Genomic DNA, 15,277 nt, shown 5'->3' with positions numbered 1-15,277 from the left:
CGGAGACGGCAATCATCTTCCCTCCTCTTAGAATGGCTGCTGCCGGCTTCAGAGATGATAACCCCGAACACCTGCAAGCACTCAGAGAAGCGCTTGTCAATCTTATTATCCATACTGATTATTTTAGCCGGGCAAACCCAAGGATTAGAGTATTTTCAGACAGATTTGAATTTTTTAATCCCGGCTCACTCCCCAAGAAAATAGAATACATTCTAGAAGAAGATTTTTCTCTACCGAGAAACCCTATAATCGCCAAAATATTCAGATTTGTTAGATTAGCGGAAAGTATAGGCAGTGGTTTCCATAAAATGATTGAAGGATGGGAGCAGCATTATGGATTAGAACCGGTAATAGAGGGAGATTTTGATTATTATAAAATTACTTTTTCAACTACCCAGAAAACTGTGGAGAAAACTGTGGAGAAAACTGTGGAGAAAATACTTGACGCAATTAAGCGCAATCCTAAAATAACACAAAATGAACTTACGGAAATTGCGGGGCTTACAAGAAGAGGTGTTGAGTGGAATCTGGCTAAGTTAAAAGAGAAAGGAATTATTAAAAGAGTCGGTCCTGCCAAAGGCGGCCATTGGAAAGTTGACGAGAAATAAAAAACGAAGAATAAAGAAAAGATACCCATATAAATTTCCCTCTCCCTTTCTCTTTCCGTCATTGCGAAGTAAGCCTGTCCCCCTTATATAATTTTTTTCCCAAAAAAGAAGGAATTTTGATAACCAATGTAGTATATAGATAACATAAAAAAACCAAACTTTTTTCAAATTATTTTCAATTATTTTCGCAATTATTGCCATACAGTAGTCGTAGCACTGTGATATAATTATAAAGAATATCTAATTTTAATTAAAAAAAGTAGTTAATGGGTAAAATTTTAAATGAGCGATTATTTTGTATTAGAGATATTTCCGAAATTAGGTTTATCTTTTACTCCCATAGAAGGCCAAGTGAAATTTAATTTTCAAGATAGAGAATGTTTTATAATTACAGAATATAAATCGGTTGAATTTAAAATTAATACTGGTACAAAGAGTTGTAATATTATTCCGCAATATAACCCTGTTAATCTATATGTAGAATGCCAAAAAGATGATATAGAAAAAGGAAACCAGTTTATCATTATAGAAAGAATTTGTGACATTTTATCATTTGCTACTGCAAATCATATTGCATATTTTTTACCCAGACTTAGTGAATATTCTTATGTGTCAGGTTGGGGTGTAACTAAAGTTATACCTTCTAAAAGTTTTTCAGAAAAATTAACTCATAAAGGCTCTAAAAGTACTTTTCTAAATGTTAATGGAGTGACTAATATTATTCAAAAAATATATTCTTCTCCATATAAGGAAAGAATATTAGCTTCTATACATATGAATAGATTAGCTAAATATAAATCTTCCACTCATATTACAGAAGCATTAACAGATTGTATTAATTCTTTAGAGGCTTTGTATATGCAAGAGGTAGAAAATGGGAATTATCAGGGTGAATCCGACCCAAGCCTCATTCTTCTTACGAAGAAATTAAGAAGAAACAAAACAAAATGTGTAGAATATTTTCTTAAAAAATATTCTACACGTACGGATAGTTACAAATTTGCAAGCGGGAAGGATCCTTATGCAATACGTTCAGCTTATCTTCATAGAGGAATGTTAATTGAACCTGCAAGCAAAATAATTGTTCCAAAAAATTTAAAAGAAGCGGAAGAATCTTTCAAATTTAATAATTTTTATGCAAGTGTTTTTTCGGCTATTTATAATTTTGTAATGAATAAAGATACCAGGGATTGGGTAGAGCAAAACATAAAAATATAGTTAATTAAAAAGGATAAAACCTAATAATATGAACCAATTTAAAACAGGGCAAATTGTAGAAATTAGAAAAAGACTTTGGCGGATAGATTCAATTTATAAAAATGAATTAACCGCCACATCTATTGATAGTATTAATAATTTTCAAAAAAGATTTTATATCCCACTTGAAGATATAAAATTAGCAGATACGAAATTACCATCTTTTGATAAAATTGGAGAACTATCCAAACAAGAACTTTTAATAAATGCGTATCGTATAAGTTTGATTCATGGTTCTTCTCCTTTATTAAGCTTGCAAAGAAGTACAGTTATTCCGGTTAATTTCCAGTTAGTGCCTGTTATTATGGCTCTTAATTCTCCTCGAGTACGAGTACTAATCGCAGATGATGTTGGCCTTGGAAAAACTATTGAGGCTGGCTTAATTATTAATGAGTTAATTGCCCGTCAATTAGTAAGAAGAATTTTAATAATATGTCCGGCTAATCTTAGGGAACAATGGCAGGAAGCATTATCTACTTTTTTTAAATTAGATTTTGATATTATTAGCTCGTTGCATAGAAAATATCTAGAAAAAAGTCTTCCTATAGGTTTAAGTCCCTGGGAGTATTTCCCTAAACTAATCACTTCAGTAGATTACGCTAAAACAAAAGCAAATAAAAATGAAATATTAAATCATGATTGGGATTTAATATTAATAGATGAAGCTCATTTATGTGCGCGTCCTCATCTTTCCTCTAATTACTCAATAACCATGCAGAGATGGGAATTATTAAAAGCGATTTATCCCAAAACAAAACACTTATTGTTATTAACTGCTACCCCGCATAATGGATACACGGATAGTTTTTCCAGTCTAATTAAAGCTTTAGACATACAAGCCGTTAGTGATAATAATTTAAATTTTATTAATAGAGAAAAAGCAAAAAAACATGTTTGCCAAAGAAGAAGGATAGATGTGGAAAAATGGTTGGCGGGGGAGGGGGAAAGTTTTAACCCATTTCCAAAAAGAGATAAAAAAGAAGTCCATATCAAATCATTATCTTTCCGCGAAGAGAAAATATATAATAAGCTGGATTTTTATGGCAGAGAAATGATGAAATTAATAGATGTAAAAAATGTACAGCATATAGCCCAATTTACTATTTTGCATTTTCTAAAAAGAGCACTCAGTTCTCCTTATGCCCTAAAGAAATCTTTAATCAATAGAACCAATAAATTAAAAATTATCAGTGACGAACCTGAAATTAAAATCAATGATATTAGAACATTGATAACAGAAATTGACAATCTTGAAAATATTACTTCTGAACAAGCATATCTCAGAATCGAAAGGACTACCATCAATCAGCAAGTATCAGAATTAGAAATAAAGATATTATCAGAAATTTATGATGAAGTTAAAAAGATAAAACCGAGCAATGATACAAAATATACTAAACTTATCAAGGAAATAATTCCTGAATTATTTAATTATGCTGATAAGATAATTATTTTCACTCGATATAAGGATACCCTTGACTATTTACAAAATAACTTAGAAAAAGATATACCCAATGCTAAAATATTAGGTATATTTGGTGAAATGAAAGCTGGTCCCCGGAAAGATATATTTACAAAATTTGAGGAAGCGGAAAAGGCAATTTTAATAGCAACTGATTGCATATCAGAAGGAATGAACCTTCAATATTTGTGTTCCCAAATTATTCATTATGAATTACCCTGGAATCCTAATCGATTAGAGCAAAGGAACGGGAGGGTAGATAGATTTGGTCAGCCCGAAGAAGAAGTTCACCTTCGCACCATTATAATAGATGGTACTTTAGACGAAACTATATTGGCGAAAATTATTGAAAGATCTGATCACATTCGGGAAGAATTTGGATTTTCCCCTCCGTTTTTTAATAATGAAAGCGATATTATTAAATATCTGGTTAATGTAGGTAAATTACCTTATACAAGAGATAAAAAAGGGGAAATAAGACAGGGCACCTCACAGCTTAGTATTTTTGATGTTAATACCGAAAGAAGAGAATTACAGCAAAATAGCAATGCAGTTAACAAAGAAGACGTAGAAGAAGAAATATTGTTTAATCAACAAATTACAAAGATTAAAAACGAATCTTTTTATGGACAAACAGATATTAGACTACCGGATATTGAAAAAAAATTAAAACAAACAGAAAATACCTTTGGAAAAAAAGAAGAAATTGAGAAATTTATACGTAGTGGCTTACAATTATTTGGCTGCAGTATTCAGGAGAAAAGTGATCAAGTTTACCGAATTATATTAAATGATAAACGTCTTATATTACCAGGGCGATCAGATAAAATAGATGATGTGACTTTTGATAAAAATTATGCTGCTCGAAATCCAAAAGTTGAATTAATCGATCTTAGCCACCCTTTAGTTAATCGGTTAGTTCAATTATTAAAACAACAAATCTACCTTGAAACCAGCAATCATTATGGACGTATCGCTTACAAGATAAGTAATTCTATTGATAAACCAATTGCCATATTTAAAGTACTTGTAAGATGTGTAGTGGAGACTGAACCAACATCAATTATTGAAGAAATATTAACTTTGGGTTTTTATGTTTATAATGAAGAAATATTAACTTCACAAAAGGTGGAGCTTTTTGAGAAAAGCGAGCCTTTACAAGGAAACCGTACAACTCTGGAGGTTAAAGAAGATATTCAGGAAGTATTTAATAACAAATATTGGGAAAAGGAATTAACTAGAATGATTGATAATTATCTGAAAAAAATAATAAAGGAAAGAAGTAATTTGCTGGAAACATTTGATAATACAAACCTTCCTGATTGGCTTCAAGGAGTTACCAATGTTTCTTATGCGAGTCATGATATTTTAACTTTAACCATGGGGTATCCGGTATGAATTATCCGAGTATAGAAATACAAAATTTATTATCTGAAAATCTTTTAGAATCTTTGGGACAAGAAAATTCTCGTCATAGGTTTACACAGCCTGAAAGTTTTTCTTGGGAAAAATATTCTATACAAGCAAATAAAAAAAATAATGCAGATCAAATTGCTGGTGCTTACGAAAATCTAATTGCTCGTTGGGACTTATTATCATCAGATTTTCCCTCTATGAATCTATCAGATTTAAGGGAAAAATGGATAAAGTATTTCTTCTCTCAATTCGGATTTGATTTACAATATCAAAAAAGTGCTATTGGAGCAGATAGTGGAAACAAATTTATTCTGTCCTATCGCGGATGGGAAAGTGCAAATGCACCTATAGTGCACTCTTCGTCCTTTCAGCAGGATTTAGATGATAGGTTAAAAGAAAAAACTAGTAAATATAGCCCTCATGATACCTTACAAAGATTTTTAAATCAATCCAATTCAGATTTGTGGGGCGTGGTAACTAACGGTAGATGTTTAAGAATTTTAAGAGATTTTAGCCACCAGAGCAGGAAAGCTTATATTCAATTTGATTTGGAGATATTATTTGAGGGTCGCCATTATGAAGACTTTCGAATTTTATGGAGGTTAATACATCCAAGTAGATTTATACCAAAAGAAAATGAAAAATGTATATTAGAAAATTTGTTTGAAGAAAGTAAAAACGCAGGGGTAGCGATAGGAGAAGATTTAAGGAAAAATATAAGTTTGGCAATTGAATCTCTCGCAAACGGGTTTTTACTCGCAACACCAGACTTATTAAATAAATTAGTGGATAATAATGAAAATTGCATGCAATTTTATCAGCAAATTTTACGAATTATTTACCGAGTTTTATTTTTATTTTATGCTGAGCAACGAAGATTGATGCCTACGAGAAGTACTTTATATGCCCAGGAATACAGCATGTCTTCTTTAAGAGATAAAATTGAAAGAGGCGAAACAATCGATGAAGAACAGTTTGATTTATGGGAAGGATTAAAAGCAACATTCAATATGGTCTATCATGGTGTGCAGGAATTAGGAATTACGCCTTATAATGGACAATTGTTTAATCCCGATTCCGTTCATTGGTTAATTAATTCTCAATGTCGAAATGATAAATTATTAATTGCAATTAAATATATGTCGTTATTCGAAAAAGAAGGAATAATACACCGAATTAGTTATATAGAATTAAACGTTGATGAGATTGGAGCAATTTATGAAAGTTTATTAGAATACATACCGAGAATATCTTCTAAGGCAGAGACCTTAGAAAATGGTAATAATAAAAATAAACACAACTCCCAAAAAGAAATTTCACCAAATACTTTTTTCCTTGACCCCCGAGGTACTTCCCGTAAAACTTCTGGTAGTTATTATACCCATCCCGGATTAGTGAATGCTTTAATAGAATCAGCTTTAGTACCAGTAGTGGAAACGAAAATAGAAGAAGCAGGTCCTAATAAAGATAATCAAGAAAAAACATTATTATCTTTAAAGATATGTGACCCTGCTTGTGGAAGTGCTGCATTTTTAATTGCTGCTACCGAATATTTAGGTGAAAAGCTGGCTAAAATTCGCATTCAGGATGAATATCCAACCGATACACAAATACGACATGCTCGCCGAGATGTCTTGAGGCGTTGTATATATGGAGTAGACCTTAATCCTATGGCGGTAGAGCTGGCCAAGGTTTCCCTATGGTTAACTGCTGCAACTAATGATTTACCGCTCAATTTTTTAGACCACAAAATTAAATGTGGAAATAGTCTTATTGGTACGACCCTGGAATTAATCAAAAAAGGGATTCCTCCTGAAGCATATTCTCCGGTAGAAGGCGATGATAAGAATATTGCAAGGAAAAGAATGAAAATTGCCCGGGAATATTATAGGAGAAAAGAACAGGAAAAAAATCAATTGGTGTTTAAGCATGTTCGGGAACTCGAGAAAGTGCAGACTTTTCAAGTAATGGACTTATCAGAAAAATACGGGGAAGATAGCACGCGAGAACAAAAAGAAATTGAAAAAGCATATAAAAAACACAGAGAAGATTATGCTTTTATAAGAAGTAAATATATTGCAGATTACTGGACAGCTGTATTTTTCTGGAAACATAATGATGATAAAGAAAATTATCCAACACCGATGATGTTAGATTACTTATTAGAAAATGAAAAAATTCAATTGGCCGGGAAATTAGAAAATAAAATCAAAGAAATTGCAGAAGAATATAAGTTTTTTCATTGGTATCTTGAATTTCCGGAGGTTTTTAAAAAAGGTGGATTTGATTGTGTGTTAGGAAATCCGCCGTGGGAGAAATTGACAATTTATGAAAGAGAATTTTTTGTAGGAAAAGATGATACAATAGCCACAACACAAAAAAAATCAGAAAGAGAAAAATTTATTACTGGATTAAGAAAATCAAATCACCAGCTTTATATGTTATGGATCCGTGAACTGAGGAAATTTTATAAAGTTTCATTATGGTTTAAAGAAAGCCAATATTTTACACTATCAAATACAGGTGAATTGAATACATATCCTCTTTTTACAGAGTTATCTCGAAAAATTTTAAATGAGAATGGCCGTGTAGGAATAATTATAAAATCAGCCTTGGCCAATACAATAACTTATAAAGATTTATTTTCAGACTTATTGAAGAATAAAAATTTAGTATCTTTTTATGACTTTAAAAACTGGAAATTTCTTTTCCCAAATGTCGGTTTTCATGAAAGATTTGCTTTATTGACATTGAGTGGCAAAAACACACCAATACAAAATCATCTTTTTGCGTTTGAATGTTTAGATGTTGATGATATAAATAATGAAAAGATATATGCATTAGATTTCAATATGATAAAAAAATTTAATCCAAACACAGAAACATGTCCTGTTTTCTTGAATAAAAAAGATATACAAATTGCTCAGAAAATATATTCAAAATTTGATGTGATAGTTAATGAAAAGAAAAATATAAATAATTGGGGCATTTCGTATATTAGACAAATCGATATGTCTGGTGGTTCGCATTTGTTTAAAAATAAAGAGGAGTTACAAAAAGAAGGATTCTTATTGGATAGGAATATTTTTATAAAGGATAATAGAAGTTATTATCCTTTATATGAAGGAAAATATATCCAAAATTACGATTATCGATTTGCTAGTTTCGAAAATATACCAGTTGATAAAAGGTTTAGCAAGAAGCCAGCGACGTATATCCCAACTTTAGGGCAAAAACAAGACTTAAGCTATGAAATAGAACCAAGATATTGGATAGACGAAAAAAAATACATTGAATTGAAACAGAAGTGTAACTTGAAATATCAATTTCAATTTTGTTGCAGACTTGTTACCAATGTTATTTCTAATGCAAGAACATGCATTGGTTGCATTATGCCAACGTACCCGGCAAATAACCTTTGTTTGATTTTAAATTTTGAGAGTAAAGATGTAATTGAATATAGCAAGAAGCTTGTTTTGTTTAATTCAATTTTTTCATCTTTTGTCTTTGATTATGTTGCTAGGCAAAAAGTAACAGCTAATTTATTGAAATCTGTTTTATGGCAGTTACCGTTACCACCTCTAACTTATTTTGACGATAAGAAAATTAATGATATTCTTTTAAAAGATTATATTATCGATAGGGCAATCAAGCTAATTGCCTGTACTTCCGGTACCAAATATTTAGGATCAATTTTAGGATACGAAGATGCTCCTTATGAATGGGATGAATCTGAAAGAGAAAAGATAAGAACGGAAATCGATGTTATTATGGCTTATGTTTATGGTGTGGGCTATGCTGATTTAGAGTATATTTTAGAAACATTCCCAATCGTTAAAAAAAGAGATATTGAAAAATATGGAGAATACCGTACTAAGAGATTAATTTTAGAAAAATATGATGAGTTAAAGGATAAATTTGAGAATTTATAGGAGGTAAAGATGACTAATTATTTTAATCCTTTTCTTGCCTATGAAAAATGTAAGCATGCTTACAAATCTTTTATAGATAGCTATCACCGGTTTACCAATTCTGAAATCGAAGCATGGGTTAAGAAAAACACAGAGGAAGGGCACCTTTTATGGCGAGAGCCGTTCCTTCAACTTTCCCGCCCCTTTATCAAAGGAAAGAGTCTTGAGACTTTTGTTTCAGACGGCGTTTTAGACGAAGGTGTTTTAAAAATATTTCGGTCTAATCTAAGTGATTTTACTTCCTCCCCTGTTTCTTTATACCAGCATCAAAGCGAAGCCATAGATAACATCTGCCAGAAAAAACAAAACACCATTGTTGCTACCGGTACAGGTTCAGGCAAAAGCTTTTGTTTTGGTATTCCAATTGTGAATGAATGCTTAAAGATGAAAAAAGCCGGTGTATGCGGAATTAAAGCAGTCATTGTTTACCCCATGAATGCATTGGCTAATAGCCAATATGAAGATTTTTCGGCACGCCTTGCCGGTTCAGGATTAACCGTAGCCAATTATACAGGAGATACGCTTTATACTGAAGAAGAAGCATTGGGAGAATTTGAGAAATTAACCGGGCGCAAAAAACCTTATGATTCTGAATTGATTTCCAGAGAGAAAATTAAAGAGAAAAAGCCTGATATTCTACTTACTAATTATCAGATGCTGGAGTTAATTCTTACCCGTTTTGAAGATAAAGAACTTTTTCCTCTTACACAGAGAGGTGTTTTTAAATTTTTAGTTTTAGATGAAGTGCACACTTATTCAGGAAGGCGCGGTGCTGATGTTGCTTGCTTAATCCGCAGGTTGAAGTGGCATACTGGAACCACAGGGAAACTTATCTGTATTGGAACTAGTGCAACGATTCAGAGCGGTGAGGATGAGGATGCGAAGAAAGTAATGGCTAATTTTGCCCGGAAGCTATTTGGTGAGAATTTTGTACCAGAGAGCATTATTGGTGAATCCTATGAAGATATTCCTCAAAGACTAACAACGTCTTTTCCCTCTATGGTTAAGGTTTCCAGAGAAGATATTGAAAAGTTTGACGGCACCTTTAAAACTGTTCTTAATTTAGCCGATAAAATAAATGGAACAAAAACAGAGGCTTTTGATATAGAATCTTTAAGCAAAATATTATCCAATAATCCAGTACTTTCTTTTCTGGAGAATTCATTAATTGAAGTTACTTCATTTAGTGATTTGGTAAAAAGATATATTAATAGTGAGCGAAAAGGAATTGATTATCAATCTGCAGATTTAGAATTAATTGCTGGCCTGTTTGTGGGTACAAATACGTTCGAGAAGGGTAGGCCAAGATTTTCTTTGAAAATACATACTTTTTTCTCCCAAGGTAGAGGTATTAATGGAACGATTGAAAAATCTAATATTACCTTAACTGATAAAGGGGATACCAGTCTTATTAGTAAAAATACTCAGCAGGAAATGACTGCTTTTCAGGTAGTATTCTGTCAAGCATGTGGCAAAGAATTCTATTACGGTTCTCGCATCGGTGATAAATTTATTCCTCAGGACATGAACTCTTCCAATGAAGAAGCTGAAGGAGAAACAGGTTATTTAATGGTTGGACATTGGAATTCGGAAGAGGTGCCTGTACCTGATAGATGGCTAACGCAAACAGGAAATGTTAAGGCAAAATGTAGAGAATACATACCAATTCATATGTATTTTAATAATAAAGATAATACTTTTGTTCAAACCGGTGGATTACCGGTTACTTTTATTCGTGAACCGTTTATGATTTGTCCGGAATGTGGCATTGATTACGACGAGCGTTCTCATGAACATAATAAGATACGTGTTTATGGCCGGGTGGGCCGGGCAACAGCATCAGATGTTTTAATTACAAAGAATTTAGAATCTTTACCGGATAAAGAGAAAAAAATTATTGCATTTGCTGATAATCGGCAGGATACAGCATTTCAGGCAGGCCATCTGAATGATCGGGGTCGGAGGATTCTTTTTAGACAATTACTGTATACAGCATTACTGCAAAAAGGGGAAACATTCGAAAAGTATTCGAAAATAAATAATCTAATGAATTTACCCAATACTGCAAAGAAAATTTTTGAACTAATAAAAGAAAACCATTTGAATATCAATTTAGATACCAGGACTGAAACATTGATCGATAGTGAAGATGAAGAAGATATTAGCGGAGACTTAGAACAGAATTTTCTTAAACATATTGAATATTGTATTCTTATAGAGATAAGTAGAAACACTAATTTTACACAACAGAATTTAGAGGATGTTGGTTTATTAAAGGTAGTGTACAAGGGTTTACGGTTATTGGCGTCGGATGAAAAAAAAGATATGATCTGGAAAAATATCCCAGAGATTTATCAATTAAGCGAAGAATTGCGTTATGATTTATTATGGGGAGTTTTGAGTATTCTGCGTAGACGCACAGCCGTTAGTCATAATTTTATTATTAATCCTAGGGATATTAAGAATGTCACGTATAGTTTAAATGAGGACAGTTTATTTTATCTGAGTATTTTTGGCAAAACAAGAGCATTTGCAGAACATTCTTTAAATGATCGATATAAATCTATTTGGAGTTTTGCTCATCCATTGTCGGCCCCTGGGCGGTTTGTTAAAAAATTTCTTAATATAGACTCTTCACATTGCACAGAATTAATGATAAAGCTGTTTGAATTACTTGCCAGAAGAGATATTAATGTATTAAAAGAGGATATTAATTTAAAATATATTCCTAGAGCATATCGGTTAAATTGGGAAAGAATTCGATTAGTAACCTCTGATAACAGTGTTCATAAAGTTTCTGAGAAGTCTAATATGGTATATGATTTTAAAAAATACGATAAATCTTTAACTGGTTTAAAACTTACAAAAAAGGATTTTAGCAGGCACTATTATCGTGAGTTATATACCATGCCGATTTCTTCCAGTTTAGTTATAGGAGCACAAGATCATAGTGGGCAGCTTTCCGGAAATAATAGGAAAGAAATAGAACATCAATTCCGGGATAACAAGTTGCCGAATATATTGGTCTGTACTCCTACTATGGAAATGGGAATAGATATAGGAAACCTATCTGCAATATTTTTAAGAAACGTCCCCCCGAGTCCAAGTAATTATGCACAAAGAGCTGGCCGCGCGGGAAGAAAAGGACAGGCTTCTTTAATTACTAGTTTTTGTGGAGCAGGCTTTGGCAGAGGCCCACATGACCAATATTTTTTCAAGTATCCAGAGAAAATAATTGCTGGTAAAGTTACTGCTCCAAGATTTTTAACCGATAACCAACGATTGGTTACTTCGCATATCCACTCAATTGTTTTAGAAACTCTATCAGTAAAACTTAAATCCAAACCTTGTGAATTGATTAACATAGCGGATTCAGATTTACCAATGTTTGTTGACATTAAAAAAAATTTAGAAGATGAAATAAATAACAATTCTCAAATCCTGCTTGACAACTCAATCCTGGTTTTTAAATCCGAGATGGATAAATATGATTGGCTGGATGAGAATTTTATTAAGGGCATCATTAGTAAATTTGTAGAGGCATTAGATCGTGCATTTGATGATTGGAGAAAAGATTATAAAAGGCTTCAAGAACGTTTAGATAAATTACATCAAGAAGCTCAACATCAATATCAACAAGACGCCACATTTGAATTCGGGCGTGTTACCAAACAGATGGATAGAATGAGGCGGGGAGATTCCGGTTACTACGTTTATAGATATTTAGGTTCAGTTGGATTTTTACCAGGCTATGCTTTTCCTGAAAATCATGTTTCTGTTAGTTATTTTGCGGGAACAGAAGAGAAGAAAATATTAAGAAGCCGTATTTTAGCGATAAGAGAGCTTGCACCGTTTAATACTATCTATGTGGATGGCGGTACATATAAAGTGAGTTCTGCGAATATGGCTATAGGAATTCCCTGGCAGAAAATAAAATTTTGTCCAGAATGTGAAGCTGTTTTATCGGGAGATAAGGTGAATCAAACTGCATGCCCACGTTGCGGTAATAATTTATCGACGGAACATACCATTGAAAATGTTATGCCAATGCCTGATGTAATTGCTACGCGAAGAAGTAAAATTGGGTCAGATGAAGAAGAGAGACTGCGTTCTGGATATGTCATTAAAGAATATTATAATAATAATTCTTCCAAAACAATTTCAGTTAAAGTTAAACTTGAAAATAAAATAATTATTTCTCTGGCTTATGAACATAATGGCAGAATTATAGGTATTAATAAAGGATTACGTCAAGATGTACAAGAAGGAAAGTGCGGCTTTGCTTTTTGTAATGCGTGCAAAAGCTGGATTAATGATAATGATGAGCAAATTAGCAAGCATTATGGCAATCAAGATAACAAAGGTGAGTGCCGGAAAAAAGGTACAGTAAATGACCTTATAAAAGGGGTACATCTTATTTCAGATGATATACATGATGTATTGACAATTAAATATGATTTACCCGATGAAGTTAAAAATCAGAAAGTTTTTGCAACCACTCTCATGCATGCTTTTAATAGGGCCATACAGCTTGCTTTAGAATTAGATGAAAGCGAATTAGGATGCTTTTTAAGGCCGGCTGTTACGGAAAAAGAAGATTACGAAATCATTTTATATGAGACAATCGTAGGAGGAGCCGGCGCGATTGAATCTCTTTTAGAAAAACCAACATTTAATAAACTTATTGCAAAAGCTTGTGAACTTCTACATATGTTTGACAAAGAAGGAGCTTGCGATAAAGCCTGTTATGATTGTTTATGTTCCTTTTTTAATCAACGTGATCATCAATTTCTTGATAGAAAAGTAATCTTGCCCTATTTGAAAATATTGTATGATAACAAACAAAAATTAGAATTTATAAAAGTTAATATTAACGAAAATCCAGAAAGACTAGAAGAATTAAAAATAAGATGTGACTCAAAATTAGAAAAAAATATTTTAGATCTAATTTATAAAGCGGGAATCAAACTACCTGATGATGTCCAAAAAATTATTTACGATAATGATGTTCCAAAAGTAAAACCCGATTTTTTCTATAAAGGATTGGGCTCTAAAGGTTTATGTATTTTTGTTGATGGACCTGAACATGAAAAAGAAAACACCAAGCTAGAGGATAAAGAAAAAAGAAGATGGCTTAAAGGGAATGGTTACCGCGTGTTTATTTTTGATTACAAAAGTGCTCCTGATTTTAAGGAGGAAATTGAAGAATTAAAAGCCCGACTATAAAAGTTATAAAAAAAATTAATTTATTAAAGTTAAATACTTATTAAATTTTTAATAGAGAATATAATATTCTCGGGAGGTTTTTTTGCTTTATTTTGCTTATGGTTCAAATTTAAATTGGGAACAAATAAAAAAAAGAGTTCCGTCATCATCTTTTTATGGAATAGCAAAGTTGGAAAATTACAGATTAGACTTCACAAGAAAATCAGTTAATCGTGGTTGCGGAGTTGCTGATATTGTTAAGGATGAGAATAAAGATGTTTGGGGAGCGATATTTCAATTCGATGAGGAGGATCTTGGGAAATTAGATAGATGTGAAGGATACAATCCAAATAGAGTTAAAAATGCATATAAAAGGGTTGAAAAAATGGTTTACCTTGAAGGCAAAAAAGATCAACCTATGACCGTGTATACATATGAAGTAATCGATAGGGAATTTGGAAAATATAAACCCAATAAAGATTATAAAAATCTGATTGTAACCGGGGCGAAATTTTGGGATTTACCAGAAGAATATATAAAATTTCTTGAAAATATCGAAACCATGGAAAATAAATAGAGTTAAAAGTATTTATTAAGGAGTTCAGTATGGATAAAAAAAGAAGTGACATGATTAACAAGCTAGAAAGTATTTTAAAAGAAATTGATAAAAAGATTTCACTTGCGAGCAACGGCTATTTAAAAAATGAAGAAGTAAAAGAACTTGTTATAAAAATTAGAAAAGAATTTGATAGCTTATTTATAAAGGATTCTATTCCACATCGGAGATATTTACGCCTTAGGGAAGAAAAAGATGATAAATGGTGGAAAGAAGAAAAAACAACTTTTGTAACCGAAAACAGTTCTAATTACCGTCGTTTATTTAATTGGCAGTACATTGTTAAAGATCTATTAAAAATATGTGATCCGGAAACGCTAGAGGAGTATACTTCTAAGCAGAATAATTACTATTACTCACAAGGTAAATTTTATGAAGCAAAGAGGATGGTAATAAAAATTATGAGAAGTGCAAATAAATCAATAGTAATTATTGATCCTTATCTTGATGATATCATTTTTAATTATATCGATTTAATTGATGAGGAAATAGATATTAAATTAGTTACCTCTCAAATAAAGAAAATATTTAAAGAATTATTAAATGATTTAAAAAATGTAAGAAAAAATATTGATGCAAGGAAATCAGAAGGATTTCATGATCGGTATATTATTATCGATGGAAAAGAGATATGGAATTTAGGTACTTCTATTAATTATATTGGAAAGAATGCTTTTCAAATAAACAAAGTTACTGAAGAAGAAATAATTAATAAAATAATGAAAGATTATAATTTATGGTG

7 protein-coding genes are annotated in these 15,277 nt (G+C 31.9%); all 7 read left to right on the top strand.

What is annotated here, in order from left to right:
• A partial coding sequence (locus tag U9Q18_00320; GenBank protein ID MEA3312803.1) for an ATP-binding protein occupies window positions 1-608 on the top strand: 608 nt, incomplete at its 5' end.
• Window positions 609-890: 282 nt separating this feature from the next.
• Window positions 891-1,826: a hypothetical protein gene (locus U9Q18_00315; protein ID MEA3312802.1), complete on the top strand. Its 936-nt coding sequence runs from the start codon at window positions 891-893 to the stop codon at window positions 1,824-1,826.
• A gap of 28 nt (window positions 1,827-1,854) precedes the next feature.
• Window positions 1,855-4,725 (top strand): helicase-related protein, encoded by a 2,871-nt coding sequence (locus U9Q18_00310; protein ID MEA3312801.1) that lies wholly within the window; start codon window positions 1,855-1,857, stop codon window positions 4,723-4,725.
• Complete coding sequence (locus U9Q18_00305; protein ID MEA3312800.1) at window positions 4,722-8,675, top strand: DNA methyltransferase; 3,954 nt, start codon at window positions 4,722-4,724, stop codon at window positions 8,673-8,675. The genes U9Q18_00310 and U9Q18_00305 overlap by 4 nt, the downstream gene beginning before the upstream one ends.
• A gap of 9 nt (window positions 8,676-8,684) precedes the next feature.
• Window positions 8,685-13,940 carry a DEAD/DEAH box helicase gene (locus U9Q18_00300; GenBank protein MEA3312799.1) on the top strand — a complete coding sequence of 1,752 codons (5,256 nt, stop codon included), beginning with the start codon at window positions 8,685-8,687 and terminating at the stop codon, window positions 13,938-13,940.
• Between the two features lie 82 nt (window positions 13,941-14,022).
• Window positions 14,023-14,496 carry a gamma-glutamylcyclotransferase family protein gene (locus tag U9Q18_00295; protein MEA3312798.1) on the top strand — a complete coding sequence of 158 codons (474 nt, stop codon included), beginning with the start codon at window positions 14,023-14,025 and terminating at the stop codon, window positions 14,494-14,496.
• Between the two features lie 29 nt (window positions 14,497-14,525).
• Window positions 14,526-15,277 (top strand): hypothetical protein (locus U9Q18_00290; GenBank protein MEA3312797.1); only part of this gene is annotated, 752 nt, incomplete at its 3' end.

The organism is Caldisericota bacterium, assembly GCA_034717215.1.
Lineage (GTDB): Bacteria > Caldisericota > Caldisericia > Caldisericales > Caldisericaceae > UBA646.
This window is presented reverse-complemented; position numbering and strand designations above follow the sequence as displayed.

Excerpts from the sequence above, each read along its gene's own strand:
- U9Q18_00315 (MEA3312802.1), top strand. The coding sequence starts at position 891 with ATGAGCGATTATTTTGTATTAGAGATATTTCCGAAATTAGGTTTATCT.
- U9Q18_00310 (MEA3312801.1), top strand. The coding sequence starts at position 1,855 with ATGAACCAATTTAAAACAGGGCAAATTGTAGAAATTAGAAAAAGACTT.
- U9Q18_00300 (MEA3312799.1), top strand. The coding sequence starts at position 8,685 with ATGACTAATTATTTTAATCCTTTTCTTGCCTATGAAAAATGTAAGCAT.
- U9Q18_00305 (MEA3312800.1), top strand. The coding sequence starts at position 4,722 with ATGAATTATCCGAGTATAGAAATACAAAATTTATTATCTGAAAATCTT.